This window comes from Streptomyces deccanensis, from assembly GCF_022385335.1.
Taxonomy (GTDB): Bacteria; Actinomycetota; Actinomycetes; order Streptomycetales; family Streptomycetaceae; genus Streptomyces; species Streptomyces deccanensis.
This window is the reverse complement of sequence record NZ_CP092431.1, coordinates 6,311,264-6,337,469: the sequence shown is the minus strand read 5'-3', so window position 1 is coordinate 6,337,469 and position 26,206 is coordinate 6,311,264. Positions and strand designations below refer to the sequence as shown.

At 68.6% G+C, this 26,206-nt stretch carries 31 protein-coding genes; 8 read left to right on the top strand and 23 right to left on the bottom strand.

Features of this window, described 5'->3' with window-relative positions:
* Window positions 1-90 precede the first annotated feature (90 nt).
* From tsaE to alr, 3 genes are all read right to left on the bottom strand, one after another.
* On the bottom strand, window positions 91-651 hold the full coding sequence (gene tsaE, locus L3078_RS28355) for a tRNA (adenosine(37)-N6)-threonylcarbamoyltransferase complex ATPase subunit type 1 TsaE (RefSeq protein WP_239756749.1): 561 nt from the start codon (window positions 649-651) through the stop codon (window positions 91-93).
* Entirely contained in the window at window positions 617-1,864 is a 1,248-nt protein-coding gene (locus L3078_RS28350; protein WP_239756748.1) for an alpha/beta fold hydrolase, read from the bottom strand. Before L3078_RS28350 ends, tsaE begins: the two co-directional genes overlap by 35 nt.
* A gap of 168 nt (window positions 1,865-2,032) precedes the next feature.
* Complete coding sequence (gene alr, locus L3078_RS28345; protein WP_239756747.1) at window positions 2,033-3,193, bottom strand: alanine racemase; 1,161 nt, start codon at window positions 3,191-3,193, stop codon at window positions 2,033-2,035.
* Between the two features lie 197 nt (window positions 3,194-3,390).
* Here alr and glmS point away from each other — a divergent pair, with 197 nt between their 5' ends.
* From glmS to L3078_RS28330, 3 genes are all read left to right on the top strand, one after another.
* Window positions 3,391-5,238, top strand: a complete 1,848-nt coding sequence (gene glmS, locus L3078_RS28340) for a glutamine--fructose-6-phosphate transaminase (isomerizing) (protein WP_239756746.1) — start codon at window positions 3,391-3,393, stop codon at window positions 5,236-5,238.
* Between the two features lie 39 nt (window positions 5,239-5,277).
* On the top strand, window positions 5,278-5,649 hold the full coding sequence (locus L3078_RS28335; RefSeq protein ID WP_033528399.1) for a holo-ACP synthase: 372 nt from the start codon (window positions 5,278-5,280) through the stop codon (window positions 5,647-5,649).
* A gap of 360 nt (window positions 5,650-6,009) precedes the next feature.
* Window positions 6,010-7,455 (top strand): NAD(P)H-hydrate dehydratase, encoded by a 1,446-nt coding sequence (locus tag L3078_RS28330; protein ID WP_239756745.1) that lies wholly within the window; start codon window positions 6,010-6,012, stop codon window positions 7,453-7,455.
* 44 nt (window positions 7,456-7,499) lie between these two features.
* On the opposite strand, the gene L3078_RS28325 is transcribed toward L3078_RS28330, so the two are convergent.
* Window positions 7,500-7,742 (bottom strand): hypothetical protein, encoded by a 243-nt coding sequence (locus tag L3078_RS28325; protein ID WP_239756744.1) that lies wholly within the window; start codon window positions 7,740-7,742, stop codon window positions 7,500-7,502.
* Window positions 7,743-7,950: 208 nt separating this feature from the next.
* Here L3078_RS28325 and coaA point away from each other — a divergent pair, with 208 nt between their 5' ends.
* Both coaA and L3078_RS28315 read left to right on the top strand, forming a co-directional pair.
* Complete coding sequence (gene coaA, locus L3078_RS28320; RefSeq protein ID WP_239756743.1) at window positions 7,951-8,940, top strand: type I pantothenate kinase; 990 nt, start codon at window positions 7,951-7,953, stop codon at window positions 8,938-8,940.
* Window positions 8,941-8,971: 31 nt separating this feature from the next.
* Window positions 8,972-9,892, top strand: coding sequence for a DUF389 domain-containing protein (locus tag L3078_RS28315; RefSeq protein WP_239756742.1), 921 nt, complete (start codon window positions 8,972-8,974; stop codon window positions 9,890-9,892).
* A gap of 123 nt (window positions 9,893-10,015) precedes the next feature.
* Here the strand turns inward: L3078_RS28315 and glmM are convergent, their stop codons facing one another.
* The 3 genes from glmM to rplM form a co-directional block, all read right to left on the bottom strand.
* Complete coding sequence (gene glmM, locus L3078_RS28310; protein WP_239756741.1) at window positions 10,016-11,374, bottom strand: phosphoglucosamine mutase; 1,359 nt, start codon at window positions 11,372-11,374, stop codon at window positions 10,016-10,018.
* A 265-nt stretch (window positions 11,375-11,639) separates the two neighbouring features.
* Window positions 11,640-12,152, bottom strand: coding sequence for a 30S ribosomal protein S9 (gene rpsI, locus L3078_RS28305; protein ID WP_239756740.1), 513 nt, complete (start codon window positions 12,150-12,152; stop codon window positions 11,640-11,642).
* Window positions 12,153-12,193: 41 nt separating this feature from the next.
* Window positions 12,194-12,637, bottom strand: a complete 444-nt coding sequence (gene rplM / locus L3078_RS28300) for a 50S ribosomal protein L13 (RefSeq protein WP_033528354.1) — start codon at window positions 12,635-12,637, stop codon at window positions 12,194-12,196.
* A gap of 372 nt (window positions 12,638-13,009) precedes the next feature.
* Between rplM and L3078_RS28295 the strand changes: the two genes are divergently transcribed.
* The gene (locus L3078_RS28295) at window positions 13,010-13,894 is read left to right on the top strand and encodes a hypothetical protein (RefSeq protein WP_239756739.1); all 885 of its coding nucleotides are present in this window, start codon (window positions 13,010-13,012) and stop codon (window positions 13,892-13,894) included.
* 30 nt (window positions 13,895-13,924) lie between these two features.
* On the opposite strand, the gene truA is transcribed toward L3078_RS28295, so the two are convergent.
* From truA to secY, 10 genes are all read right to left on the bottom strand, one after another.
* Window positions 13,925-14,788 (bottom strand): tRNA pseudouridine(38-40) synthase TruA, encoded by an 864-nt coding sequence (truA, locus tag L3078_RS28290; protein WP_239756738.1) that lies wholly within the window; start codon window positions 14,786-14,788, stop codon window positions 13,925-13,927.
* Between the two features lie 138 nt (window positions 14,789-14,926).
* Window positions 14,927-15,433, bottom strand: a complete 507-nt coding sequence (gene rplQ / locus L3078_RS28285) for a 50S ribosomal protein L17 (RefSeq protein ID WP_239756737.1) — start codon at window positions 15,431-15,433, stop codon at window positions 14,927-14,929.
* A gap of 181 nt (window positions 15,434-15,614) precedes the next feature.
* The gene (locus tag L3078_RS28280; protein WP_053661878.1) at window positions 15,615-16,637 is read right to left on the bottom strand and encodes a DNA-directed RNA polymerase subunit alpha; all 1,023 of its coding nucleotides are present in this window, start codon (window positions 16,635-16,637) and stop codon (window positions 15,615-15,617) included.
* 134 nt (window positions 16,638-16,771) lie between these two features.
* Entirely contained in the window at window positions 16,772-17,176 is a 405-nt protein-coding gene (gene rpsK / locus L3078_RS28275; protein WP_003956432.1) for a 30S ribosomal protein S11, read from the bottom strand.
* Window positions 17,177-17,246: 70 nt separating this feature from the next.
* A complete protein-coding gene (gene rpsM, locus L3078_RS28270; RefSeq protein ID WP_005481202.1) occupies window positions 17,247-17,627 on the bottom strand; it encodes a 30S ribosomal protein S13 in 381 nt (126 codons plus the stop codon).
* Window positions 17,628-17,830: 203 nt separating this feature from the next.
* Complete coding sequence (gene rpmJ / locus L3078_RS28265; protein ID WP_003998809.1) at window positions 17,831-17,944, bottom strand: 50S ribosomal protein L36; 114 nt, start codon at window positions 17,942-17,944, stop codon at window positions 17,831-17,833.
* 29 nt (window positions 17,945-17,973) lie between these two features.
* Window positions 17,974-18,195 carry a translation initiation factor IF-1 gene (gene infA / locus L3078_RS28260; protein WP_003948620.1) on the bottom strand — a complete coding sequence of 74 codons (222 nt, stop codon included), beginning with the start codon at window positions 18,193-18,195 and terminating at the stop codon, window positions 17,974-17,976.
* A 227-nt stretch (window positions 18,196-18,422) separates the two neighbouring features.
* Window positions 18,423-19,259, bottom strand: a complete 837-nt coding sequence (gene map, locus L3078_RS28255) for a type I methionyl aminopeptidase (RefSeq protein WP_239756736.1) — start codon at window positions 19,257-19,259, stop codon at window positions 18,423-18,425.
* 129 nt (window positions 19,260-19,388) lie between these two features.
* The gene (locus L3078_RS28250) at window positions 19,389-20,051 is read right to left on the bottom strand and encodes an adenylate kinase (protein ID WP_239756735.1); all 663 of its coding nucleotides are present in this window, start codon (window positions 20,049-20,051) and stop codon (window positions 19,389-19,391) included.
* A complete protein-coding gene (gene secY / locus L3078_RS28245; RefSeq protein ID WP_239760495.1) occupies window positions 20,051-21,364 on the bottom strand; it encodes a preprotein translocase subunit SecY in 1,314 nt (437 codons plus the stop codon). Before secY ends, L3078_RS28250 begins: the two co-directional genes overlap by 1 nt.
* A gap of 375 nt (window positions 21,365-21,739) precedes the next feature.
* Between secY and L3078_RS28240 the strand changes: the two genes are divergently transcribed.
* Entirely contained in the window at window positions 21,740-22,165 is a 426-nt protein-coding gene (locus L3078_RS28240; RefSeq protein WP_239756734.1) for a hypothetical protein, read from the top strand.
* 200 nt (window positions 22,166-22,365) lie between these two features.
* A complete protein-coding gene (locus L3078_RS28235; protein WP_239756733.1) occupies window positions 22,366-23,184 on the top strand; it encodes a hypothetical protein in 819 nt (272 codons plus the stop codon).
* Window positions 23,185-23,414: 230 nt separating this feature from the next.
* On the opposite strand, the gene rplO is transcribed toward L3078_RS28235, so the two are convergent.
* The 6 genes from rplO to rpsH are packed head-to-tail and all read right to left on the bottom strand — an operon-like array spanning window position 23,415 to window position 26,053.
* On the bottom strand, window positions 23,415-23,870 hold the full coding sequence (gene rplO, locus L3078_RS28230) for a 50S ribosomal protein L15 (protein ID WP_193482350.1): 456 nt from the start codon (window positions 23,868-23,870) through the stop codon (window positions 23,415-23,417).
* A gap of 2 nt (window positions 23,871-23,872) precedes the next feature.
* Window positions 23,873-24,055 carry a 50S ribosomal protein L30 gene (gene rpmD / locus L3078_RS28225; RefSeq protein ID WP_006140898.1) on the bottom strand — a complete coding sequence of 61 codons (183 nt, stop codon included), beginning with the start codon at window positions 24,053-24,055 and terminating at the stop codon, window positions 23,873-23,875.
* Between the two features lie 2 nt (window positions 24,056-24,057).
* On the bottom strand, window positions 24,058-24,663 hold the full coding sequence (gene rpsE / locus L3078_RS28220) for a 30S ribosomal protein S5 (RefSeq protein WP_009190144.1): 606 nt from the start codon (window positions 24,661-24,663) through the stop codon (window positions 24,058-24,060).
* 39 nt (window positions 24,664-24,702) lie between these two features.
* Entirely contained in the window at window positions 24,703-25,086 is a 384-nt protein-coding gene (gene rplR / locus L3078_RS28215; RefSeq protein WP_005481210.1) for a 50S ribosomal protein L18, read from the bottom strand.
* A gap of 3 nt (window positions 25,087-25,089) precedes the next feature.
* Window positions 25,090-25,629 carry a 50S ribosomal protein L6 gene (gene rplF, locus L3078_RS28210; protein ID WP_055517273.1) on the bottom strand — a complete coding sequence of 180 codons (540 nt, stop codon included), beginning with the start codon at window positions 25,627-25,629 and terminating at the stop codon, window positions 25,090-25,092.
* Between the two features lie 25 nt (window positions 25,630-25,654).
* Window positions 25,655-26,053, bottom strand: a complete 399-nt coding sequence (gene rpsH, locus L3078_RS28205; protein WP_007384075.1) for a 30S ribosomal protein S8 — start codon at window positions 26,051-26,053, stop codon at window positions 25,655-25,657.
* Window positions 26,054-26,206: the final 153 nt, after the last annotated feature.

Below are 26,206 nucleotides of genomic sequence, written 5' to 3'. Positions count from 1 at the left end.
CCGAAGACGACCAGCGCAACATCTTGCCGACGGCTTGTCGGAACAGACGATGATCGGCCGGCCGCCCAGTGACAGGGCGCCCACCAGGCGTCACGCAGACAGCACACCCAGTTCGACGGAGGCCCACCGCTCACCCAGACCGGTGACCGTCACATGCCGCACCTCGTCCGTCGTGTCCCCCACCGCCCGATGGATGACGACGTTCAGCCGGTCGTCGGTCAACTCCTCGACCTTGCCCTCGCCCCACTCCACGACGATCACCGAATCCGGCAGCGAGACATCGAGATCGAGGTCCTCCATCTCGTCCAGCCCGCCGCCCAGGCGATACGCGTCGACGTGCACGAGCGGCGGCCCCTCCCCGAGCGACGGATGCACCCGGGCGATGACGAAGGTCGGCGAGGTGACGGCCCCGCGCACCCCGAGCCCCTCCCCGAGCCCTCTGGTGAGCGTCGTCTTCCCGGCGCCCAACTCCCCGTTGAGCATCACGAGATCACCCGCACGCAGGAGCTTGGCCAGGCGACGGCCCAGCTCCAGCATCTGCTCGGGCGACTGGACGGTGATCTGAAGAGACGACCCGGAGGACTCGAAGGACCCGGAGGATTCGGAGGCCCCGGACTCACCCGGGACGTGCGGTGCTGCTGGCGCTTCCATAACCACTTACGGTAGCCCCCGCCGGCACGGCCCCCGCGCGGGTGAGCAGGTCGGCCAGCCGGTCGGTCACCACCTCGGGGTGCTCCAGCATCACCAGATGCCCCGCGTCCGGCACGAGCACCAGCTCCGCGTCCGGCAGCAGATCGGCGATCGCCTCGCTGTGCTCGCTCGGTGTGACCAGGTCCTTGACCCCGGCCAGCACGAGCACCGGCAGCTCGGCGAAGGCCACCAGCGCCTCCGTCTTGTCGTGCTCGGTGAACGCCGGATAGAACTCGGCGACGACGTCGATGGGCGTGCCCTCGATCATCCGTTCGGCGAACCGCGCGACCGCCGGGTCGACGTCCCGCGACGCGAACGAGTACCGCTTGATGATCCCGGCGAACAGATCGGCGGTCGCCCGCCGCCCCCGCTCCACCAGCGCGGCCTGCTGCCCGAGCGCCCTCAGCACCCCCGGCAGCACCCGCCGCACCGCGTTGACGCCGGCGACGGGCAGCCCGAAGTTGACCTCGCCGAGCCGCCCCGACGACGTACCGACCAGCGCGACGGCGACGACCCGCTCCCGGATCAGCTCCGGGTAGTGCGCGGCCAGCGCCATCACCGTCATGCCGCCCATGGAGTGGCCGACGAGCACGATGGGCCCCTCGGGCACCGCCGCGTCGATGACGGCCTTGAGGTCGCGGCCCAACTGGTCGATGGTGACCGGCAGCCCGTCACGCACCCCGGACACCCCGCGCTCGGAGCGGCCGTGGCTGCGCTGGTCCCAGTGCACGGTCCGCACGACACCGCGCAGCGCGGCCCGCTGGAAGTGCCACGAGTCCTGGTTGAGGCAGTAGCCGTGGCTGAAGACGACGGTGACGGGCGCCGGTGCCTTGCGGCCGAAGAGACGGCGTCTGCGGGGCGTCAGGCCCGCCTCCGGCTCGACGTCGTCCACCTCGTAGTACAGCTCGGTGCCGTCGTCGGCGACCGCCTTGCCGGGGACACCGCGCAGCGCCCCGTACGGGCCGGTGGAGTCGAGCGCCAGGCGGGCCTTCCGGCGCATGCCGCGCCCGACCGTGAGCCGCTCTATGGCGACGCCGGCCGCCGCGCCCGCCGCGACGACGCCTATCGCCGCCCCCGCGACCCCGGCTCTGCGCCAGATCCCGTCGCCGGAAGCGGCCGTGGCGGCGGCCGCGCTCGCGACGGCCTCCACGGCCTCGGCGCTGCTCTCGCTCACGTCCCGCTCCTCTTCGCCGACCTGTCCGGTATCACTGTCGCTCCGCACGCCTGTACGGAGTTACCCGTCTCGTTCGTCTTTCACTTACTCGTGCGCCTACGCGTGCGCTCGGTGCTGCTCAGCCGCCCGGGATTCCCATCCTCACGGGCCCCGGTCCTCCGCGCCCGCTCACTCACCCGTGTCGACGTAGACGCGCGGAACGCGGGTTCCGATGCGCGTCACGATCTCGTACGCGATGGTCCCGGCCGCCTTCGCCCAGTCCTCGGCGGTCGGTTCACCGCCGTCACCGGCCCCGAACAGCACGACCTCGTCCCCGACGGCGGGTTCGTCCCCGCCGAGGTCGACGACGAACTGGTCCATGGCGACCCGGCCCGCGACCGTGCGCCACTTGCCGCCGACCAGGACGGGCCCGCTGCCGGAGGCGTGCCGGGGGATGCCGTCCGCGTAGCCGACGGGGACCAGACCGAGGGTCGTCGCGCCGGGCGTGACGTAGTGGTGGCCGTAGCTGACACCGTGGCCGGCGGTGACGTGCTTGACCAGGGCGAGCGAGGCGCTGAGCCGCATCGCCGGCCGCAGCCCGAGGTCGGCCGAACTGCCCAGCTCCGGGCTGGGCGAGATGCCGTAGACGGCGATGCCCGTCCGGACGAGGTCGAAGTGCGCGTCCGGCCGGGTGAGTGTGGCGGGCGAGTTGGCGATGTGCCGCACCTCGGGGCGGACGCCCCGGCCCTCGGCGAACGCGACCATCTCGCGGAAACGGGTGAGCTGGGCGTCGATGGAGGGGTGCCCCGGCTCGTCGGCGCACGCGAGGTGCGACCAGAGCCCGGTGACCTTCACGAGCCCCTCGGCCTCGGCCCGCAGCGCCTCGGCGACCAACTCCGGCCAGTCCTCGGGCTGGCAGCCGTTGCGCCCGAGCCCGGTGTCGGCCTTGAGCTGCACGCGGGCGCGCAGGCCCGCCTGCCGGGCCGCCTCGGTGACCTCCCGCAGTGCCCACAACCCGCTGACCGCGACGTCGAGGTCCGCCTCGACCGCCTCGCGCCAGGGCCCGCCCGGCGCCCAGAGCCAGCACATCAGCCGACCCGACAGCCCCGCCGCGCGCAGCGCCAGCGCCTCCTCGGGCGTGGCCGTCCCCAGCCAGGTGGCCCCGGCCTCGACCGCGGCGCGCGCACACCGGACCGCCCCGTGGCCGTAGGCGTCCGACTTGACGACGGCCATCAGCTCGGCGCCCGGCGCGGACGCGCGCAGCGTCCGCACATTGGCCCGCAGGGCGTCCAGATCGATCTCCGCACGGGCCCGAAGGGGCGCGTGCGGCACAGGTGCTGTCTCACTCATGTCAGCCCCAGTGTCGCAGAGCCACCGGAAGCGCCCCGTAGGGGCGCGGGGAACTGCGCGACAAGCCACGACTCACGCGCGCCCCGCAACGCTCGGAGCCCCCACCCCGAACCCGATGCACTACCCCAATCCAAGCTGTCACGTACAGTCACATACGGCACACGACAGGTCGCGAACGGCACGACACAGGGGTAAACATGTGCGGAATCGTGGGATACATCGGCTCGCAGTCCGCCCTCGACGTGGTCCTCGCCGGACTGAAGCGGCTGGAGTACCGCGGGTACGACTCCGCCGGCGTGGTGGTCGCGGCCGACGGGGGCCTCGCCGCCGCGAAGAAGGCCGGGAAACTGGTCAACCTGGAGAAGGAGCTGGTCGGCCGCCCGCTGCCGACGGGCTCGACCGGCATCGGCCACACCCGCTGGGCCACCCACGGCGGCCCCACGGACGCCAACGCCCACCCGCACCTCGACAACGCGGGCCGGGTCGCCGTCGTCCACAACGGCATCATCGAGAACTTCGCCGCGCTGCGCACCGAACTGGCCGAGCGGGGCCACACCCTCACCTCCGAGACGGACACCGAGGTCGTGGCCCACCTCCTCGCCGAGGAGTTCTCCTCCTGCGACGACCTCGCGGAGGCGATGCGGCTGGTGTGCCGCCGGCTGGAGGGCGCGTTCACGCTGGTCGCGGTCCACGCGGACGCGCCGGACGTGGTCGTGGGCGCCCGCCGCAACTCGCCCCTGGTGGTCGGCGTCGGCGAGGGCGAGGCCTTCCTCGCCTCCGACGTGGCCGCGTTCATCGCCCACACCCGCTCGGCGATCGAGCTGGGCCAGGACCAGGTCGTCGAACTCCGCCGCGACGGCGTGACGGTGACCACGTTCGACGGCCGCCCCGCCGACGTCCGCCCGTACCACGTCGACTGGGACGCGTCGGCGGCGGAGAAGGGCGGCTACGACTACTTCATGCTCAAGGAGATCGCCGAACAGCCCAAGGCGGTCGCCGACACGCTCCTCGGCCGGATCGACGCGGCGGGCTCGCTCTCCCTGGACGAGGTCCGCATCCCCGACCGGGAACTGCGCGAGCTGGACAAGGTGGTCATCGTGGCGTGCGGTACGGCGTTCCACGCGGGCCTCATCGCCAAGTACGCCATCGAGCACTGGACCCGTATCCCCTGCGAGGTGGAGCTGGCCAGCGAGTTCCGCTACCGGGACCCGATCCTCGGCCCGCACACCCTGGTCATCGCCATCTCCCAGTCCGGCGAGACCATGGACACGCTGATGGCGCTGCGGCACGCCCGCGAGCAGGGCGCCCGGGTCCTCGCCATCTGCAACACCAACGGCTCGACGATCCCCCGCGAGTCCGACGCGGTCCTCTACACCCACGCGGGCCCGGAGGTGGCCGTCGCCTCCACCAAGGCGTTCCTGACCCAGCTGGTGGCCTGCTACCTCGTCGCCCTCTACCTCGGCCAGGTGCGCGGCACCAAGTGGGGCGACGAGATCCGGGCCGTGATCCGCGACCTCTCCCGCATCTCCCACGAGGTGGAGCGGGTCCTCGAAACGATGGAGCCGGTACGGGAGTTGGCGCGCACCCTGGCCGACAAGAACACGGTCCTCTTCCTGGGCCGACACGTGGGCTATCCCGTCGCCCTCGAAGGCGCCCTGAAGCTCAAGGAGTTGGCCTACATGCACGCGGAGGGCTTCGCGGCGGGCGAGCTGAAGCACGGTCCGATCGCCCTGATCGAGGAGGACCTCCCGGTGGTCGTCGTGGTCCCGTCCCCGGCGGGCCGCTCCCTGCTCCACGACAAGATCGTCTCCAACATCCAGGAGATCCGCGCGCGGGGCGCCCGCACGATCGTCATCGCGGAGGAGGGCGACGAGGCGGTGGTCCCGTACGCCGACCACCTGATCCGCGTCCCGGCGACCCCGACGCTGCTCCAGCCCCTGGTCGCCACGGTCCCCCTCCAGGTCTTCGCCTGCGAACTGGCCACGGCCCGGGGCAACGAGGTGGACCAGCCGCGGAACCTGGCGAAGTCGGTGACGGTGGAGTGAGCGGCCGCGGGCCACGCCGCTGCGGCTAGGGTGCGGATCATGCCCATCATCGGAGTCGGCATCGACGTCGCCGAGATCGACCGCTTCCGTGCCTCGCTGGAGCGCACGCCCAGCATGGCCGACCGCCTCTTCCTCCCGAGCGAGCTGCTCCTCCCCAGCGGCGAGCGCCGGGGCATCGCCTCCCTCGCGGCCCGCTTCGCCGCGAAGGAGGCCCTCGCCAAGGCCCTCGGCGCGCCCAGCGGCCTGCGCTGGACCGACGCGGAGGTCTACGTCGAACCCTCCGGCCAACCCCGCCTCCGCGTCACCGGCACGGTCGCGTCCCGCGCCTCGGAACTGGGCGTCCAGTCCTGGCACATCTCCCTGAGCCACGACGCGGGAGTGGCCTCGGCGGTGGTGATCGCGGAGGGCTGAGGGGGTAGGCGTCGGCGCCTCATGACTCGGGGGTACGCCTTGTGGGGCGGCTGCGGACCGTGCGTGGCTGATCGCGCAGTTCCCCGCGCCCCTAGGAGGCGGGGCTCCGCCCCTGCCTCCTCCCTTCCCCTCCGCTTCCCTCTTCCCCTCCCTCCCCTCCCCTCCTGCGGGCAATCGTGCCGCTGGGGCGATGGGGGCACCTCCCGCTCGAGCGAAGCCGAGAGTGGGGGAGGGTGGGCGCAGGCGGCGCCTCGCGACCGCCGAGCAGCGGACGCCACCCCCGCCCAGCCACAGCGGAGGGTGCCCAGCAACCCCCGGCCCGCCTCCCCACCGCTCCCAAGAACGAGGCAGACTCGTCCCATGCGCTCAGCCCACCGCGTAGAAACCGTCCGCACAGCCGAACGCACCCTCATGGCCCGCCTCCCCGACGGCGCCCTGATGCAACGCGCCGCCGCCGGCCTGGCCACAGCCTGCGCCGACCTCCTCGGCCGGGTGTACGGCAGCCGCGTCGTCGTCCTCACCGGCAGCGGCGACAACGGCGGCGACGCCCTGTACGCGGCCGCCCGCCTGGCAAGGCGAGGCGCCGGCGTCACCGCCGTACTGCTCTCCCCCGACCGCACCCACCCGGCCGCCCTCGAGGCCCTCCGCCGAGCGGGCGGCACCACGACCACCCCCCACGCCACCACCACCCCCACCGCCCTCGCCCGCGCCGACCTCGTCCTGGACGGCGTCGTCGGCATCGGCGGCAAGGGCGGCCTCCGCCCCGACGCCGCCCGCCTCGCCGCCCTCCTCGCCGACTCCCCCGCCGCGGTCGTCGCCGTGGACCTCCCGAGCGGCATCGAACCGGACACCGGCGAGGTGCACGGCGCAGCCGTCCGCGCCGACCTCACCGTCACCTTCGGCACCCACAAACCGGGCCTCCTCATCGACCCGGCGCGCGAGTACGCCGGTTCGGTCCGCCTGATCGACATCGGCCTGGCGGAGACCCTCCCGTCCACCCCCGCCCTGGAGTCGCTCCAGCACGCGGACGTGGCGGCCCTCCTCCCCCGCCCCACCGGCGAGAGCGACAAGTACCGCAGGGGAGTCGTGGGCATCGCGGCGGGCTCGACCCGCTACCCGGGCGCGGCGGTCCTCGCGGTCGCGGGCGCCCTGCGCGGCGGCGCGGGCGCCGTCCGCTACGTGGGCGCCGCCGCCGAAGCGGTCCTCGCCCGCTACCCGGAGACCCTTGTCTCGAACGCGGGCCCGAAGAAGGCGGGCCGGGTGCAGGCCTGGGTCGCGGGCCCCGGCGCGGGCGACGACCCGACCCCCGTCGCCGAGGCCCTCGCCTCCGACGTCCCGGTCCTCCTGGACGCGGACGGCCTCCGCCTCGCCGACCGCGACACGGTCCGCACCCGCGAGGCCCCGACCCTGATGACCCCGCACGCGGGAGAGGCTGCCGCCCTCCTGGGCATCTCCCGGGAGGAGGTCGAGGCCGCCCGCCTCACCGCCGTACACGACCTGGCCCGCGCCTACGACGCCACGGTCCTCCTCAAGGGCTCCACCACCCTCGTCGCCACCCCGGACCCCGCCGCCCCGGTCCGCGTCAACCCCACCGGCACGCCCTGGCTCGCCACCGCCGGCAGCGGCGACGTCCTCTCGGGCCTGGCGGGCTCGCTCCTGGCGGCGGGCCTCTCCCCCCTGGACGCGGGGAGCGCGGCGGCCTACCTCCACGGCCTGGCAGGCCGCTACGCCGCCGACGGCGCCCCCACCAGCGCCCACGACGTGGCGGAGGCGATCCCGAGGGCCTGGCGGGACATCACCTCATGACACCGCCCAGCCACCTCATGGCACCACCTCTCTGCCGCCCCGGCTCAACTCCCTTCCTCGATCCGGTCGATGGCCTCCCGCACCAGACCCAGATACTCGACCTCCTCGCACCGCGGCTTACTGCCCATCCGGTACATGTCAAGCGCGTCATCCAGGCACTCGCCCAGATCCTCGTCCGGCAGGTCCGCCGAGAGCTCGCTGCACACCCGTCCGGCGAGTTCCGCGTCACCGCGCGTAGACCCCCGTCGAACGGCGTCCCGTAACCGCAGACGCACACCAAAAGCCATTCCCGTCCCCCATTTCCCCCTGGTCGACCGGGAGGCGGCTCCCTCCCGACCGCCCGGACGCTAGTCCTCCCCACACCCCAGGTCCATACCTTCACCACAGTTCACGCACAGCGAAGGGAGAACCCCCTACCGTGCCTCTTCGCCCGGCGTGACGGAGCCCACCGGCCCCCGCCCCACCACCCCGTTCAAACTCCGTTAACAATGGACTGTGATCTCACCGGTCTCCTCGTTGCCGCGGAGCGCCCACCGGCCCAGGCCGGAGGCGACTCCCTACGTCGACCTCACCCGTGCCGAGTGGAGCGCGCTGCGCGAAAAGACGCCGCTCCCGCTCAACGCCGAGGAGGTCGAGAAGCTGCGCGGTCTGGGCGATGTCATCGACCTCGACGAGGTCCGGGACATCTATCTGCCGCTGTCCCGGCTCCTCAACCTCTACGTGGGCGCCACCGACGGCCTGCGCGGCGCCCTGAACACCTTCCTGGGCGAGCAGGGCTCCCAGTCCGGCACCCCGTTCGTCATAGGCGTCGCCGGGTCCGTCGCCGTCGGCAAGTCCACCGTCGCCCGCCTCCTCCAGGCCCTCCTGGCCCGCTGGCCCGAGCACCCGCGCGTCGAACTGGTCACCACCGACGGCTTCCTGCTCCCCATGAAGGACCTCCAGGAACGCGGCCTGGTCTCCCGCAAGGGCTTCCCCGAGTCGTACGACCGCCGGGCCCTGACCCGTTTCGTCGCCGACATCAAGGCCGGCAAGGACGAGGTGACGGCCCCCGTCTACTCCCACCTCATCTACGACATCGTCCCCGACCGGAAGCTGACGGTCCGCCGCCCCGACATCCTCATCGTCGAGGGCCTGAACGTCCTGCAGCCCGCCCTCCCCGGCAGCGACGGCCGCACCCGCGTCGGTCTCGCCGACTACTTCGACTTCAGCGTGTACGTCGACGCCGGCGCCGACGACATCGAGCGCTGGTACCTCAACCGCTTCAAGAAGCTCCGCCAGACCGCGTTCCAGAACCCCGACTCGTACTTCCGCAAGTACACTCAGGTCTCCGAGGACGACGCCCTCGACTACGCCCGCACGCTCTGGCGCACCATCAACAAGCCCAACCTCATCGAGAACATCGCCCCCACCCGGGGCCGCGCCACCCTCATCATCCGCAAGGGCGCCGACCACAAGGTCCGCCGCCTCAGCCTGCGCAAGCTGTAGCCGCTTCATCTGTCCCGGCTACCCTGCGGGCATGCTGCATCTGCGCCTGATCACCCCGCCGGGCAAGACCGACGAGGTGGTGCACCTGATCGAGAGGACGGTCGGGACGACCCACCTCGTCGTCATGCCGGGTGCCGCCCGCGACCCCGCCGGAGACGTCGTCATGTGCGACGTGGCACGTGAGGCGGGCGACGAACTGATCGGCGAACTAAGGGCGTTGGACCTCGACCGCGCCGGCTCCATCGCCGTCGAGAACATCGACCTGTCACTCTCCGAGCGCGCCGACAAGGCCGAGAAGGACGCACCCGGCGAGGGCGCCGACGCGGTCCTCTGGGAGCACCTGACGGACGCGACCCACGAGGAGTCGACGCTCTCCGTCACCTACGTCGCCTTCATCACCCTCGCCACGATGATCGCGGCCTGCGGCGTGGTCCTCGACAACGCGATCCTGATCGTCGGCGCGATGGCGGTCGGCCCGGAGTTCGGCCCCCTGGCCGGCATCAGCACGTCCATCGTCCAGCGCCATCCGCGCCTCGCCCTGCGCTCCCTGGTCGCCCTGCTCGTGGGCTTCGCGGTGGCCATGGCGGCGACGGTCGCCTTCAGCCTCTTCATGGACGCGCTCGGCTACTTCACCGAGGCGAAGCTGGAGGCCGACCGCCCCAACACCGCCTTCGTCTACGCCCCGGACGCCTTCTCCTTCATCGTGGCGGTCCTCGCGGGCATCGCGGGCACCCTCTCGCTGACCTCAGCCAAGTCCGGAGCCCTGGTGGGCGTCGCCATCTCGGTCACCACGGTCCCGGCGGCGGCGAACGCGGCGGTGGCCTTGGCCTACGGCGACACCAAGCAGACGGTGGGCTCGACGGAGCAACTGCTCCTGAACCTCCTGGGCATCATCCTGGCAGGCACCCTGACCCTGCTCCTACAGAAGTGGCTGTGGTCCAGAACCCGTTGACCGCACCCTGAAAGGCAAGGGGCGCAGCCCCTGCCTTCAGGGGCGCGGGGAACTGCGCGACACGCCACGACGAACCCGCGGCCCGCCACGCACAGAACCCCACACCCCTACCCGGCCGGCAATTCAGCCAAGCGCCGACTTCACCGCATCCGCCAGCCGCCCCGCAACCGCCCGCGCCTGCTCGATATCGGCCGCCTCCACCATCACCCGCACCAACGGCTCGGTCCCGGACGGCCGCAACAACACCCGCCCCGTGGAGCCCAGTTCGGCCTCGGCCTCCCCCACCGCCGCCGCCAGCTCCGCCGACGTGGACACCCGCGACCGGTCCACATCGGGCACATTGATGAGCACCTGCGGCAGCCGCTCCATCACCCCGGCCAGCTCCTGCAGCGTGCGCCCGGTCTGCGCGACCCGCGCGGCCAGCAGCAGCCCCGTCAGCGTGCCGTCGCCCGTCGTCGCGTGGTCGGAGATGATCACGTGCCCGGACTGCTCGCCCCCGAGCGCGTACCCGTGCTCCTTCATCTCCTCCAGCACGTACCGGTCCCCGACCGCCGTCTGGACGAGCCGCAGCCCCTGCCGCTCCAGCGCCAGCTTGAACCCGAGGTTGGACATCACCGTCGCCACGACCGTGTCGGCCCGCAGCGCGGAGCGCTCCCGCATCGCCAGCGCGAGCACCGCGAGGATCTGGTCCCCGTCGACCTCGTTGCCCTCGTGGTCCACCGCGAGGCACCGGTCCGCGTCCCCGTCGTGCGCGATCCCGAGGTGCGCCCCGTGCTCCAGGACGGCGGCCTTCAGCGGCCCGAGGTGCGTCGACCCGCACCCGTCGTTGATGTTGAGCCCGTCCGGCTCGGCCCCGATCGTGACGATCTCGGCGCCGGCGCGGGTGAACGCCTCCGGCGAGACCCCGGCGGCGGCGCCGTGCGCCTCGTCGAGGACGATCTTGAGCCCGTCGAGCCGGTTGGGGAGGGCCGCGAGCAGATGCTCGACGTACTGCCCGAAACCGTCGTCGTAGGAGCGGACGCGCCCGACGCCCGCACCCGTGGGCCGCTCCCAGGGGGCCCCGGTGCGGTGCTCCTCGTAGACGCCCTCGATCCTGTCCTCCAGCTCGTCGGCGAGCTTGTGACCGCCGCGGGCGAAGAACTTGACGCCGTTGTCCGGCATGGCGTTGTGGCTGGCGGAGAGCATCACGCCGAGGTCGGCGCCCAGCTCGCCGGTGAGGAACGCGACCGCGGGGGTCGGCAGCACACCGACGCGCAGCACGTCGACGCCCGCGCTGGCGAGGCCGGCCACGACGGCCGCCTCCAGGAACTCCCCGGACGCTCGCGGATCCCGCCCGACCACCGCCACCGGCTTGTGGCCCTCGAACGTTCCCGCCTCGGCGAGTACGTGTGCCGCCGCGACGGAGAGTCCGAGCGCGAGCTCGGCCGTCAGATCCGCGTTGGCGACACCGCGCACGCCGTCCGTGCCGAAGAGTCGTCCCACTGTGGTGTCCTCCGAATTGCTCAGAATGTGCGGCTCGTACTGATGGTCACGAGTGTCCCGGCTTTCCCCTGACCAAGTACATCCCCTGAGACTGTCCTCCCCCTTTCGGGGTTGTACCGACAGTCTGCGTATAAGCCTGCGATGAATGGACGCGTGCTGGTACGCCCTGCGAAGCAAACCGCCCCGGCGGCACGGATACGTGCCACCGGGGCGATACGCGCAATGCGCGACGCACGCGAATCGCGCCCAGCGGCGCGAGCGCGATTTAGCGCTTGCTGTACTGCGGAGCCTTGCGGGCCTTCTTCAGACCGGCCTTCTTGCGCTCGACCGCACGGTCGTCGCGGCGGAGGAAACCGGCCTTCTTGAGGGCGCCACGGTTGTTGTCGACGTCGGCCTCGTTGAGCGCGCGGGCGACACCGAGACGGAGCGCACCGGCCTGACCGGAGACACCGCCGCCGGAGATGCGGGCGATGACGTCGTAACGGCCCTCGAGCTCCAGCACCTTGAAGGGCTCGTTGACTTCCTGCTGGTGCACCTTGTTGGGGAAGTAGTCCTCGAGGGTGCGACCGTTGATCTTCCACTTGCCGGTGCCCGGGACGATCCGGACGCGGGCGATGGCGTTCTTGCGACGGCCCAGGCCGGCGGCCGGCTGCGGGTCGCCGAAGCGGGAGGCCATGGACTCGGAGGTGTACTCGCCCTCGACGGGGACGTCCGACTCCGTGGTGTAGCTGTCGATGTCAAGCTCTTCGAGCGGCTGCTCGGCAGTGGTCTCGGCCACGATTCTCCTCAGATCTTTTCTGTTTGGGGGTGTGGCCGGAACTACTGCGCGACCTGGGTGATCTCGAACGGCACCGGCTGCTGGGCAGCGTGGGGGTGCTGGTCGCCCGAGTAGACCTTCAGCTTCGAGAGCATCTGACGACCCAGGGAGTTCTTGGGGATCATGCCCTTGATGGCCTTCTCGACGGCCTTCTCGGGGTTCTTCGCCAGCAGCTCGTCGTAACGGACGGAGCGCAGACCACCCGGGTAGCCGGAGTGGCGGTACGCCAGCTTCTGGGTCTTCTTGTTGCCGGACAGGTGAACCTTGTCGGCGTTGATGATGATGACGAAGTCGCCCATGTCCATGTGAGGGGCATAGGTCGGCTTGTGCTTGCCGCGGAGGAGGTTCGCGGCAGTGGTAGCCAGACGACCCAGGACGATGTCCTGTGCGTCGATGACGTGCCACTGGCGAGTCACATCGCCGGGCTTGGGGCTGTACGTACGCACTTCGCAGCCTTCTTCTTCAGTGGATGGGTGGTGACACATGGCATCACTGAAGCGATCGTGCAGCTGGGGACGACAGTGCCGGAAACGCTGCCCGTATGCCGCCCACTGGTAACTGCTCCAGGGAACCTACGCACGGCTTCTCGCCTGAGAGCGACCAAGCCAATACGCATAACAATCGGCAAGCGTACTCGGGCGGCCCCGGACGGGTCAAAACGGCCCCGGAACCGACCCCGGAACCTGGCGACCACAGCACGCGCCAGCTCGTCGCCGGCCGGAAGGACAGGGCGTGACCCGGTACCGAGCAGTAACCCGGTATCAGGGCGTGACCTGGAACTGACAACGGCCTCCCCTCGCCCGTCTAAAATGCGGCCCATGAGCTTTGGGCAGGGGGGGTCTCAGTGGAGCCCCGGGGGTTCCCACAATCCGTGGGACAGTCAGTGGAGTTCCTCCAGTAACCAGACCCCGGACTGGGCGTCACTCGCCGAGCAGTCCGAAACACGCAACAGGCGCCGCAGACTCCTGCTGATCGTCGGCGGCGCCCTCGCCACGGTCGGCATAGGCGTCGCCGTGGCGATGGCCGTCGTCAACACCGACAACGGCTCCACCACGGCCAACGGCCCGAACGACCTGCCGGCCACGGCGGGCATCCCGAGCGCCAGCGCCAAGACGGACCCGTCGTTCGCGCCGACCTCGGCCCCGCCCCCGCTGAACCCGAAGGACTTCATCTCCAGCTCGGGCAAGGACAAGGCGCCGATCAGCCCGGACATCCTCTTCCCGGGCTCCCAGCTGACCAAGCGGGAGGGTGTCGTCTACGTCAAGGGCGCCACGGCCTCGACGAAGGACTGCGCCTCGGCCGTCCAGGGCACCCTCGACAAGCTCCTCACCGACAACGACTGCACCCGCTTCATGCGCGTGACCTACTCCCGGGAGAAGGTCGCGACCACCATCGGCGTCGCCCTGTTCGACACCGAGGCCCAGGCGACCAAGGTCAAGGAGGACTGGGACAAGGTGAGCACCATCGTGTCCCTCTCCGGTGAGGGTGTGCCCACCTTCTGCCGGACGACGGTGTGCCGAACGACCGCCAACTCCCTGGGCCGCTACGCCTACTTCACCCTTTCCGGCTTCACCGACGGCAAGGACGTCACGGAGAAGGACAAGACCGTCTTCACCGCCGGCGACGACCTCGCCCAGTCCACGTACGAACAGATCCGCCGCCGGGGCGAGACCCAGGCGGCCGCCGCGGCCAACGGCCAGTAGCCCGGGCCCCCCGTTCCCCGCCGCCCGGGGTCAGCAGCAGCCGCCCCCGGGCACCCCCGGCAGACTCCGCCGGTTCCGCGCCTCCCTGCTCCGCGCGGCCAGCAGCTCGTCCGCCGGGTATCCGACCTCCTCCAGGGTCAGCCCGTGCGGCCGTACGACATGCACGGCGGAGTCCCGTACGCCGGCGGCCAGCACCTTCCCGGGCCACTCGGGCCCCCGGTGGCCGTCCCCGACGAACAGCAGCGCCCCGATCAGGGACCGGACCATGTTGTGGCAGAACGCGTCGGCCCGCACGGTGGCGGTGATGATCCCGTCGTCGCCCCGCACCAGGCTCAGGTCCTGCAGCGTGCGGATGGTGGTCGCGCCCTCCCGCCGCTTGCAGTACGCGGCGAAGTCGTGCTCCCCCAGCAGCCGCCCGGCCGCCTCGTTCATGACGTCCACGTCCAGCGGCCAGTCGTGCCACAGGACGTGACCGCGCAGCAACGGATCGACACCGCCGGGGTTGTCGGTGACCCGATAGGCGTACCGCCGCCAGATCGCCGAGAACCGCGCGTTGAAGCCACTGGGCGCCTCCCTGAGCGCCCACACCCGCACATCCCTCGACAGCCGCCCCGCGAGCCGCTTCAGCAGCTTCTCGTGGTGCTCGCGCCAGACCGCCTCCGGCAGGTCGACGTGCGCCACCTGCCCCCGCGCGTGCACCCCGGCGTCGGTCCGCCCGGCCACGGTCAGCTCGAAGGTCTCCCGCGACCGCGTCACGGTCCGCAGCGCGTCCTCGATCTCCCCCTGCACGGTCCGCCGCCCCCCGGCCTGCTTGGCCCACCCGGAGAACTCGGAACCGTCGTAGGAAAGGTCGAGGCGCACACGCACATGACCGGGCTGTACTTCGTCACTCACACAGAGATCCTCTCAGCAACACAAAGACGGGCCCGCCCCTCGAAAGGGACGGACCCGCCAACGCCCTGAAGGGGCGCGGGGAACTGCGCGAGCAACCGCCACGAACCCGCGGCCGAAAACGCGCCCCCCGCAGAACGCTTACGCGTCCTTCGACTCCTCGGCAGCCTCGTCGGCGGCGTCGTCAGCCTTGGTGGTGTCCACCTTGGCCTCGGCGGCCGGCGTCTCCGCGTCCTTGGCGGCACGCTTCGTCGCGGCCTCGGCCTCGCCCGTCGCCTGCTGCGCGACGGTCAGCGCCTCGACCAGCTCGATGACAGCCATGGGCGCGTTGTCGCCACGGCGGTTACCGATCTTGGTGATCCGGGTGTAGCCACCCGGACGGTTCTCGTACCGCGGGCCGATCTCGGTGAAGAGCGTGTGCACGACGCTCTTGTCCGTGATGACCTGGAGCACCTGGCGACGGTTGTGAAGGTCGCCCTTCTTCGCCTTGGTGACCAGACGCTCGGCGTACGGCCGCAGACGACGGGCCTTCGCCTCGGTGGTGGTGATCCGGCCGTGCTCGAAGAGCGACTTCGCGAGGTTCGCGAGGAGCAGCTTCTCGTGCGCGGCGCTGCCGCCCAGACGGGCACCCTTGGTGGGCTTCGGCATGGTGTTTCTCCTAGGTGTCTGCCCCGGCCGTATCAGGTACCGGGGTCAGTATCTGAGCAGGCGGTCGCCTGTCAGAGATCCGGGCAAGGCCCCGAAGGGGCTGGCCCGGAAGGGGCGCGGGGAACTGCGCGACAAGCCACAGCGCACCCGCGCCCGAGATCGAACCGAAGGGCCCGAGCTCTTAGTACTGCTCGGTCTCCACGAAGCCCGCGTCCGCGTCGTCGTCCGCGCCGAACGCGTCCGCCGCAGCGGTGGGGTCGAACCCGGGAGGCGAGTCCTTGAGCGCCAGACCCATGCCGGCCAGCTTCGCCTTGACCTCGTCGATCGACTTCGCACCGAAGTTGCGGATGTCGAGCAGGTCCGCCTCGGAGCGCGCGACCAGCTCACCCACGGAGTGGATGCCCTCACGCTTGAGGCAGTTGTACGACCGAACGGTGAGCTCCAGCTCCTCGATCGGCAGCGCCAGGTCGGCGGCGAGGGCGGCGTCCGTGGGGGACGGGCCCATGTCGATGCCCTCGGCGTCGATGTTCAGCTCGCGGGCGAGACCGAACAGCTCGACCAGGGTCTTACCGGCCGACGCCATGGCGTCACGCGGACGCATCGCCTGCTTGGTCTCGACGTCGACGATCAGCTTGTCGAAGTCGGTGCGCTGCTCGACACGCGTGGCCTCGACCTTGTACGTGACCTTCAGCACCGGCGAGTAGATCGAGTCGACCGGGATACGCCCGATCTCCTGGCCCACCTGCTTGTTCTGCACGGCGGAGACATAACCGCGGCCACGCTCGACCGTCAGCTCCATCTCCAGCTTGCCCTTGCCGTTGAGCGTGGCCAGGACCAGGTCGGGGTTGTGCACCTCGACACCGGCCGGCGGCGCGATGTCGGCGGCGGTGACCAGACCCGGACCCTGCTTGCGCAGGTACATCACGACCGGCTCGTCGTGCTCCGAGGAGACGACCAGCTGCTTGATGTTGAGGATCAGGTCGGTGACGTCCTCCTTGACACCCGGCACGGTGGTGAACTCGTGCAGGACACCGTCGACCCGGATGCTGGTGACAGCCGCACCGGGGATCGACGACAGGAGCGTACGACGCAGGGAGTTGCCGAGGGTGTAGCCGAAGCCCGGCTCCAGCGGCTCGATCACGAACCGGGAGCGGAACTCGTCGACGACCTCTTCGGTCAACGAGGGACGCTGAGCGATCAGCATGTGGTGAATCCTTCAGTCATGGGCGCCCGCTATTTGACGCCCTTGAGAACTACAAGGGTACGGGCGATATGGCCCCGAAGAGCCATACCGCCCGAAAACCTCAGACCCAGCAGTCGCGCATCCGACCCGAAGGGTCAGACGCGGCGGCGCTTGGGGGGACGGCAGCCGTTGTGCGGGGTGGGCGTGACGTCCTGGATGGAGCCGACCTCGAGACCGGTCGCCTGCAGCGAACGGATGGCCGTCTCACGACCCGAACCCGGGCCCTTGACGAACACGTCGACCTTGCGCATGCCGTGCTCCTGCGCGCGACGGGCGGCCGACTCGGCGGCCATCTGCGCGGCGAACGGCGTGGACTTCCGGGAGCCCTTGAAGCCGACGTGGCCGGCGGAGGCCCAGGAGATCACGTTGCCCGAGGGGTCCGTGATGGAGACGATCGTGTTGTTGAACGTGCTCTTGATGTGCGCGTGGCCGTGAGCGACGTTCTTCTTTTCCTTGCGGCGCACCTTCTTGGCAGCGCCCTGACGACCCTTGGGGGGCATCTACAAACTCCTACGGGGAGGTGGTCGGTCCTACAGCGAAGACCGCTGATGAAGCGTTGTCCGCTGAGGACTACTTCTTGCCCGGCTTCTTCTTACCGGCGATGGCGCGACGCGGGCCCTTGCGGGTGCGAGCGTTGGTGCTGGTGCGCTGACCGCGGACGGGCAGACCGCGACGGTGACGGAGACCCTGGTAGCAACCGATCTCGACCTTGCGGCGGATGTCGGCCTGGACCTCGCGACGGAGGTCACCCTCGGTCTTGATGTTGTTGTCCACGTACTCGCGGATCGCGACGAGCTGCTCCTCGGAGAGGTCGCGGACGCGGGTGTCGGGGTTGACGCCGGTCGCTGCCAGCGTCTCCTGGGAGAGGGTCCGGCCGATGCCGAACACGTAGGTGAGGGCGACCTCCACGCGCTTGTCGCGCGGGATGTCAACACCGGAAACGCGTGCCATTCAATGGCTCCTGGTGATTGTCGGAGGTCTTCCACAGAACCGGCTCCCGGCCGCCGTACCAGGTACGAACCGGGTCCCCGGCCTCCGAGCCGGGGGTGTCAGACACGTCGCAAAGCCGTGCCTGGGTCCTGCGTATGAACAAATTCAGCTCGCGTCGCGCGAATCCCTGCGATGAAGATGCAGAGGGAGTGGTCGAACGTGCGTCAGCCCTGGCGCTGCTTGTGGCGCGGGTTCTCGCAGATGACCATGACCCGACCGTGACGGCGGATCACCCTGCACTTGTCGCAGATCTTCTTGACGCTCGGCTTGACCTTCATGGGATCGAGGTTCTCCGAGTCAGAGGGATCTACTTGTAGCGGTAGACGATCCGGCCACGCGTCAGGTCGTACGGAGACAGCTCCACCACGACCCGGTCGTCAGGGAGGATGCGGATGTAGTGCATACGCATCTTGCCGCTGATGTGTGCCAGGACCTGGTGGCCGTTCTGGAGCTCGACCTTGAACATGGCGTTCGGAAGAGACTCGACGACAGTGCCCTCGATCTCGATGGCACCTTGCTTCTTGGCCACGCTTCGCCCTTCGAATCGACTACCTTGATCGACTCCGCGTAACCGAATGAAGACACACGGAAACACGAGAGCCGACGAGTCAGTCTACGCCAGGGCCTCCAGAAACACGAATTCGGTATGCATGCCCAGGGCGGAAGATCCTTACTCCGCCCCGCGGGAGCGCCCCTGAAAGGGGCGCGGGGAACTGCGCGACCAGCCCCCACCCACCCGCACCCGGCGACGCGAACTCAGCCCACCGGATCAGGCGCCGCGGTGATCCCGAACTCCGCCAGCTTCGCCTTGCCCCCGTCGGGAGCCGTCAGCACCAGCGGCCCCTGCTCGGTCAGCGCCACCGAGTGCTCCCAGTGCGACGACCACGTCCCGTCCGTGGTCACCACGGTCCAGTCGTCCGCCAGGACCTCCGTCTTCGGCGTACCCAACGACACCATCGGCTCGATCGCGAGGCAGAACCCCGGCACCAGCTTCGGCCCCTTGCCCCGCCGCCGCTCGACGTAGTTCAGCAGGTGCGGGTCCATGTGCATCTCGGTCCCGATGCCGTGGCCGCCGTAGTCCTCGACGATCCCGTACTTCCCCCCACCCGGCTTCGGCTGCCGGCGGATGTACGTCTCGATGGCCCGGGAGACGTCCACGAGCCGGTTGCCCAGCTTCATCGCGGCGATCCCGGCCCACATGGACTCCTCGGTCACCCGCGACAGCTCGATCAGCTCCGGAGCGTGACCGGAGCCGACGAAGGCGGTGTAGGCGGCGTCCCCGTGCCAGCCGTCGACGATCGCGCCGCAGTCGATGGAGATGATGTCGCCGTCCTTCAGGACGACCTCGTCGCTCGGGATCCCGTGGACCACGACCTCGTTCACCGAGGTGCAGATGGTCGCCGGGAAACCGCCGTACCCGAGGAAGTTCGACTTGGCCCCGTGCTCCGCGAGCACCTTGCGGGCGACCTCGTCGAGATCCTTCGTGGAGGCGCCCGGCACGGCGGCCTCCCGGGTGGCCGCGTGGATGGCGGCGACGACCAGCCCCGCCTCACGCATCTTGGCGATCTGCTCGGGACTCTTGATCTGCACCATGGGGGCCTGCGCTCTCCGTCTTCCTTCTTGTCCACGAGGCACGAGATCTCGTTCTCGCGTTTTTGCCTACACAACAGTACGGCCGCGGCGCCCTCACGGGCACCGCGGCCGACGTACCGACCCGACGACCTAGTTGTCGTCGTTCTCGCGCTTGAGCGCCTCCATGGCGCGCTGGGTGACTTCCTCCACCGGGCCGAGGGCCGAGATCGTCACCACGAGGCCCTGGGCCTTGTAGTAGTCGATGATCGGCTCGGTCTGGGTGTGGTAGACCTCCAGGCGCTTGCGGACGGTCTCCTCGGAGTCGTCGTCACGCTGGTACAGCTCGCCGCCGCAGGCGTCGCAGACACCCTCCTGCTTCGGCTTCTTGTACGTGACGTGGAAGACGTGGGAGGAGTCGTTCCGGCAGATGCGCCGACCGGCGATCCGCTTGACGACCTCTTCCTCGGGGACCTCCAGGTCCAGCACCGCGTCCAGGTTCATGGACTCGTCCTGGAGCGTCACGTCCAGCGCCTCGGCCTGCGAGACGTTGCGCGGGAAGCCGTCGAGCAGGAAGCCGTGCTCGGCGTCCGGCTGCTCCATGCGGTCCTTGGCCATCGCGATGGTGACCTCGTCCGGCACCAGCTCGCCCTTGTCCATGTAGGACTTCGCGAGTTTGCCGAGTTCCGTCTGCTTGCTGATGTTGGCCCGGAACAGGTCGCCCGTGGAGATGTGCGGGATCGACAGGTTCTTGGCCAGGAACGCGGCCTGCGTTCCCTTACCGGCACCCGGCGGCCCGACGAGGACGATACGCATCAGCGGAGGAACCCTTCGTAATTGCGCTGCTGGAGCTGGCTCTCGATCTGCTTCACGGTCTCCAGACCCACACCCACGATGATCAGGATGCTGGTCCCGCCGAACACGAAGTTCTGGTTTGCCCCGAGAGGCGCCAACGCCATTGTCGGCACAAGAGAGATCAGAGCCAGGTACAGCGAACCCGGCCAGGTGATCCGGTTGAGTACGTAGCTCAGGTACTCAGCGGTCGGTCGGCCAGCCCGGATGCCCGGGATGAAGCCACCATACTTCTTCATGTTGTCCGCGACTTCCTCGGGGTTGAACGAGATGGCCACGTAGAAGAAGGCGAAGAAGATGATGAGGAAGAAGTAGAGCGTGATGTGCGCCGGAGCGTCCGGCAGCGCAAGGTTCTTCTCGATCCAGGTCTTCCAACCGGAAGTTCCGCCGGCGAACTGCGCGACCAGCGCCGGGATGTAGAGAAGCGACGAGGCGAAGATCACAGGGATGATGCCTGCCTGGTTGACCTTCAGCGGAATGTACGTCGAGGTGCCGCCGTAGGACCGACGGCCGATCATGCGCTTCGCGTACTGCACCGGGATCCGGCGCTGGGCCTGCTCGACGAAGACCACCAGCGCGACCATGACCAGACCGACGGCGATGACGACGGCGAACTCGATCCAGCCGCCCGCCAGGTCGCCCTGCTCCTTGATCGCCCACAGCGAGGAGGGGAACGTGGCGGCAATCGAGATGAACATCAGGATCGACATACCGTTGCCGATACCGCGGTCGGTGATCAGCTCACCGAGCCACATGACGACGGCCGTACCGGCGGTCATCGTGATGACCATGACCATGGTGGCGAAGATCGACTGGTCGGGAACGATCTCGGAGCCCTGCGGACAGCTACTGAACAGCGCGCCGCTGCGGGCTGTGGCGACGAGGCCCGTGCCCTGGAGGACGGCGAGGGCGACCGTCAGGTAACGCGTGTACTGCGTGATCTTCGCCGTACCGGCCTGCCCCTCCTTCTTCAGGGCTTCCAGACGCGGGATCACCACGGTCAGCAGCTGAAGAATGATGCTCGCCGTGATGTACGGCATGATGCCGAGCGCGAAGACCGTGATCTGCAGCAGCGCGCCACCACTGAACATGTTGACCAGCCCGAAGAGACCGGAGTTGCTCTTGGTCTGGTCGATGCAGTACTGGACGACGGTGTAGTCGACACCCGGGATCGGGACGTGCGTACCGACCCGGTAGATCACGATGATGCCGAGCGTGAAGAGCAGCTTCTTGCGCAGGTCGGGCGTCTTGAACGCCCGGGCGAACGCGGTGAGCACGGTGCCTCCTGCGACCCCCGCGTGTGCGCGCGTGAGGTGATGGTTAAAAGGATTGATGGCCTGAGGGACGAGATTACGGCATGCCAAGACAGCGCAAGGCGCCAGCGGCACAGCCTACCTACAACAAGGACCACCCTGGCCACCGTTCCGCCACACTCCCAGCACCCTCCAGCGATGGGGCCGAGTCGCCTCGCACGGTCTCCGTACCACCACAGCAACTTCGAACGCACATACGGAAAACACCTTGACCCCAGTGATCGTTGCTCCATAGACTCCGCAATCGAACGACTGATCATCAAGTCGTGAAGTATCAGGGACGAGGGCGACCAACCTCATCTACCCCTGAATAAATTGAGAAACAGGGGGTTTTCAACAATGCGCGTAAAGCGCTCCATAGCTACCGTCACGACTGCCCTTGCAGCCAGCTTGGCAGTGGGAGTAACGCTGGCACCGGCCGCTGCGGCCGGAAGCGGTGACGGCACATGCTCCAGCAGCGATATCTGCGTGTTCAACGACCTGGGGCACAGGAAGAGCGATGGTTACTACGACCTCGGCTCGCCTGCCCTCAAGAATTTCCACGGCAGGTACTACTTCAACGACGGTGCGTACATTGGGGATTCTATCTCCAGCTGGGATGCCGGCTCAGGCACCTCCTGCACCGGCTTCAAGTTCTGGGTGAACGTCGACCACAGGGGCGCCAGCATTCAGATCGCCAAGGGCACGGAGGGTAACTTCAGCAGCCCCTTCACCATGCCTTACAACGACATCATCTCCTCGTACTCCAAGTACGGCTGCCCCTAGTCACTCATCAGCCGTGTGGTCTCATGCCCGCTGGGGCATGAGACCACACGGCTTTTTCGCGCATAACCGGTGGAACAGTGAAACTCAGAGCTCTCACATTTCTCTCCGCCGCGAGTCTGGCGCTCATGACGGGCTGCTCGGACGGCGGAAGCTCGTCGCCCCCGAACGCCGCAGAACCCGAGGTACTCAGGACGCCGGCCGTGGAAACCAAGGAGCTCCATGTAGAGCGCCCCCTCGACAGATACGTACCGAGCGCCACCCAGAGCAGTCACCTCAAGCAAGCAGAGGCCATGGCAGTGAATCGCTGCCTCCGCACTCTCGGCTATTCAAAGCATCCACTCGAAGAAACCTCACACCCAAAAAGAGAGCTGAACATCTTCGAGTTCTACTTTTTCCCCGAGGCCGGAAAACGCGGCTATTATTTCCCTGAAGAAAACTTGGGGGACATGGGGTGGGACGACGCCGTGCCAGCGACTCAACGGATGCTCCTCGACGGGACTACCGCCTCTTACAGAGGGCATCCGGTCCCCGAAGGCGGATGCTATGGAGATGCGGGACGCCAACTCACACGGGGAGCTAAGCCGCCCCGGAAGTTCGAGGAAAGCGGCATGACCATCTCGCGTGTGGCCGACGCCAGCCCCAGAGGGCTTCTCGAGTCGTATGTCAGCGTAATAAGGCAGGCACTGTCCTACCAGATTCGGCAAGACACCAGGATAAAGCGAGTCATATCCGAGTGGTCTGCGTGCATGAAATCTCAAGGATACAGCTACAAGTCACCGGCCGAAGCCGTCAACGACGAACGCTGGCGGCAGGCAGGAAACGACAAGACGAGTCGTGACGAGATAGCGGCTGCTACGGCAGACATGGACTGCAAGAAGCGTGTCCGCTACCTCGATATCGTCGTTGCAGTCGAGACGGCCTACGAGAACCGCTACATCAAGCAGCATTCCGGCCGCATGAAGGAGTTTCTCGATCTGCGTGAGTCCTGGGATCAGAACGCCAAGCAGGTCATACGATAACCCCAGGGCATGGCCGAAAGACCTCGGGTGGGCATACCGCACAAAAGCGGGCATGCCCACCCCAATTTCTTACTGCACCTCTTTCGAGGCACTTGGGGTGCCTCAACCGGGCACTCCCTGACCAACGGATCCAGCCCCACCCGGCAAATCGCGGAGTGGGGCTGGATGCGCATTACACATCACCGTCGGTGATGCCCGTTACGGAGACCCAAGGCTGAGGCGCCGGGAGCCTACACGAGCTCGGTGACGGTACCGCCGGCGGCGGTGATCTTCTCCTTGGCGGAGCCGGAGACGGCGTCGACCGTCACCTGCAGCGCCACGGAGAGCTCGCCCTGGCCGAGGACCTTGACGAGGCTGTTCTTGCGGACGGCACCCTTGGCGACCAGGTCGGCAACGGTGACCTCCCCACCCTCGGGGTAGAGGGCGGCGAGCTTGTCCAGGTTCACGACCTGGAACTCCGTCTTGAAGGGGTTCTTGAAGCCCTTCAGCTTCGGGAGACGCATGTGGAGGGGCATCTGGCCACCCTCGAAGCGCTCCGGAACCTGGTAGCGGGCCTTCGTACCCTTGGTACCACGACCGGCCGTCTTACCCTTCGACGCCTCACCACGACCGACACGGGTCTTCGCGGTCTTGGCACCGGGGGCGGGACGGAGGTTGTGGATCTTGAGCGGGTTGTTCTCCGCCATGATCAGTCGACCTCCTCGACCGACACGAGGTGGCGGACGGTGTGCACCATGCCGCGGAACTCGGGGCGGTCCTCCTTGACGACCTGCGTGTTGATGCCCTTGAGACCAAGGGAACGCAGGGTGTCACGGTGGTTCTGCTTGCTGCCGATGTAGGACTTGACCTGCGTGATCTTGAGCTGCGCCATGATTACGCACCCGCCCCGGCACGCGCACGGAGAAGAGCCGCGGGGGCGACGTCCTCGAGGGGCAGACCACGGCGGGCCGCGATCTCCTCGGGACGCTGCAGACCCTTCAGGGCCTCCACGGTCGCGTGCACGATGTTGATCGCGTTGTCGGAGCCGAGCGACTTCGACAGCACGTCGTGGATACCGGCGCACTCGAGCACGGCACGCACCGGACCACCGGCGATAACACCGGTACCGGGGGACGCGGGCTTGAGCAGGACGACGCCGGCAGCCTTCTCACCCTGGATGGGGTGCGGGATGGTGCCCTGGATACGGGGGACCTTGAAGAAGTGCTTCTTGGCCTCCTCAACACCCTTGGCGATGGCGGCCGGCACCTCCTTGGCCTTGCCGTAACCGACACCCACGGTGCCGTCACCATCGCCCACTACGACGAGCGCAGTGAAGCTGAAGCGACGACCACCCTTCACAACCTTGGCGACGCGGTTGATCGCGACAACGCGCTCAACGTACGCGGTCTTCTCGGCGGCAGCTGCGCCGCCGTCACGGCCCTTCCGGTCCCGCCGCTCGCCGCCACCGGCACCGCCACCGCGGCGCTGGGGTCCAGCCATTGGATTTACCTCTCTCTTTCCGCTAGCTACGCAGCGAGCTCAGAACTTGAGCCCGGCCTCGCGGGCGGCGTCGGCCAGGGCCGCGATGCGACCCGCGTACCGGTTACCACCTCGGTCGAACACAACGGCCTCGACACCGGCGGCCTTGGCACGCTCGGCGACCAGGGCGCCGACCTTGCCGGCCTGCGCCGACTTGTCCTCGGACGCACCGCGGATCGACGAGTCCAGGGTGGACGCCGACGCAAGGGTGTGACCCTTGAGGTCGTCGATCACCTGGGCCACGATGTGGCGGTTCGAGCGGGTCACGACCAGGCGGGGACGCTCAGCCGTACCGTTGACCTTCTTACGGATCCGGATGTGGCGCCGCTTGATGGCAGCACGCTTGTAAGCGTCGCCCTTAGCGATCTTCGTACCGTATGCCATGGCTTACTTACCCGCCTTTCCGACCTTGCGGCGGATGACTTCGCCCTCGTACTTGACGCCCTTGGCCTTGTACGGGTCGGGCTTGCGCAGCTTGCGGATGTTGGCCGCAACCTCGCCGACCTTCTGCTTGTCGATGCCCTCGACCTGGAAGCGGGTCGGGGTCTCCACCTTGAAGGTGATGCCCTCGGGCGCCTCGACGGTGATCGGGTGGCTGTAGCCGAGCGCGAACTCGAGGTTCGAACCCTTGGCCTGCACGCGGTAACCGACACCGCTGATCTCGAGCTTCTTCACGTAACCCTGGGTCACGCCGGTGATCATGTTCGCCACCAGCGTGCGGGACAGGCCGTGCAGGGCCTTGCTCTGACGCTCGTCGTTGGGGCGGGTGACGTTCAGGACGCCGTCCTCACCCTTGGCGATCTCGATCGGCGCGACGACGGTGTGGGTCAGCGTGCCCTTGGGGCCCTTGACCGAGACCGTCTGGCCGTCGATGGTGACGTCCACGCCGGCGGGAACCGTGATGGGGAGCTTGCCAATACGCGACATAGCTTTTTCCTCCGATTCCTTTCCGCTACCAGACGTAGGCGAGAACTTCTCCGCCTACGCCCTTCTTGCCGGCCTGCTTGTCGGTGAGGAGCCCGTGCGACGTGGAGATGATCGCCACGCCGAGGCCGCCCAGCACCTTGGGCAGGTTGGTGGACTTCGCGTACACCCGGAGACCGGGCTTGGAGATCCGCTTGATGCCCGCGATGGAGCGCTCACGGTTGGGGCCGAACTTCAGCTCCAGGACGAGGTTCTTGCCGACCTCGGCGTCCTCGACCTTCCAGCCCGTGATGAAGCCCTCCTGCTGGAGGATCTCCGCGATGTGAGACTTGATCTTCGATGCCGGCATCGTCACGGAGTCGTGGTATGCCGAGTTCGCGTTCCGCAGACGCGTAAGCATGTCTGCGATCGGATCAGTCATGGTCATGAATTGGCCTTCGGCCTCTCTCGCCGGGGTTTCCAGGTGCCCATCCCTCTCCTCGATCCGAGACGAGGCGGGTGCGGTGCGGTGGACCTACGGCGTAGTAAGTCGTACGGGCGACCGTCAGGCGCCCAACCCTCCAAGCCTAAGCCATGGAAG

Coding starts and splice junctions, on each gene's coding strand:
- tsaE (WP_239756749.1), bottom strand. CDS start 651: ATGGAAGCGCCAGCAGCACCGCACGTCCCGGGTGAGTCCGGGGCCTCC.
- alr (WP_239756747.1), bottom strand. CDS start 3,193: ATGAGTGAGACAGCACCTGTGCCGCACGCGCCCCTTCGGGCCCGTGCG.
- glmS (WP_239756746.1), top strand. CDS start 3,391: ATGTGCGGAATCGTGGGATACATCGGCTCGCAGTCCGCCCTCGACGTG.
- L3078_RS28335 (WP_033528399.1), top strand. CDS start 5,278: ATGCCCATCATCGGAGTCGGCATCGACGTCGCCGAGATCGACCGCTTC.
- L3078_RS28330 (WP_239756745.1), top strand. CDS start 6,010: ATGCGCTCAGCCCACCGCGTAGAAACCGTCCGCACAGCCGAACGCACC.
- L3078_RS28325 (WP_239756744.1), bottom strand. CDS start 7,742: ATGGCTTTTGGTGTGCGTCTGCGGTTACGGGACGCCGTTCGACGGGGG.
- L3078_RS28315 (WP_239756742.1), top strand. CDS start 8,972: ATGCTGCATCTGCGCCTGATCACCCCGCCGGGCAAGACCGACGAGGTG.
- L3078_RS28295 (WP_239756739.1), top strand. CDS start 13,010: ATGAGCTTTGGGCAGGGGGGGTCTCAGTGGAGCCCCGGGGGTTCCCAC.
- rplQ (WP_239756737.1), bottom strand. CDS start 15,433: ATGCCGAAGCCCACCAAGGGTGCCCGTCTGGGCGGCAGCGCCGCGCAC.
- L3078_RS28280 (WP_053661878.1), bottom strand. CDS start 16,637: ATGCTGATCGCTCAGCGTCCCTCGTTGACCGAAGAGGTCGTCGACGAG.
- rpsK (WP_003956432.1), bottom strand. CDS start 17,176: ATGCCCCCCAAGGGTCGTCAGGGCGCTGCCAAGAAGGTGCGCCGCAAG.
- rpsM (WP_005481202.1), bottom strand. CDS start 17,627: ATGGCACGCGTTTCCGGTGTTGACATCCCGCGCGACAAGCGCGTGGAG.
- rpmJ (WP_003998809.1), bottom strand. CDS start 17,944: ATGAAGGTCAAGCCGAGCGTCAAGAAGATCTGCGACAAGTGCAGGGTG.
- map (WP_239756736.1), bottom strand. CDS start 19,259: ATGGTGCAGATCAAGAGTCCCGAGCAGATCGCCAAGATGCGTGAGGCG.
- L3078_RS28250 (WP_239756735.1), bottom strand. CDS start 20,051: ATGCGTATCGTCCTCGTCGGGCCGCCGGGTGCCGGTAAGGGAACGCAG.
- L3078_RS28240 (WP_239756734.1), top strand. CDS start 21,740: ATGCGCGTAAAGCGCTCCATAGCTACCGTCACGACTGCCCTTGCAGCC.
- rplO (WP_193482350.1), bottom strand. CDS start 23,870: ATGGCGGAGAACAACCCGCTCAAGATCCACAACCTCCGTCCCGCCCCC.
- rpmD (WP_006140898.1), bottom strand. CDS start 24,055: ATGGCGCAGCTCAAGATCACGCAGGTCAAGTCCTACATCGGCAGCAAG.
- rpsE (WP_009190144.1), bottom strand. CDS start 24,663: ATGGCTGGACCCCAGCGCCGCGGTGGCGGTGCCGGTGGCGGCGAGCGG.
- rplR (WP_005481210.1), bottom strand. CDS start 25,086: ATGGCATACGGTACGAAGATCGCTAAGGGCGACGCTTACAAGCGTGCT.
- rplF (WP_055517273.1), bottom strand. CDS start 25,629: ATGTCGCGTATTGGCAAGCTCCCCATCACGGTTCCCGCCGGCGTGGAC.
- rpsH (WP_007384075.1), bottom strand. CDS start 26,053: ATGACCATGACTGATCCGATCGCAGACATGCTTACGCGTCTGCGGAAC.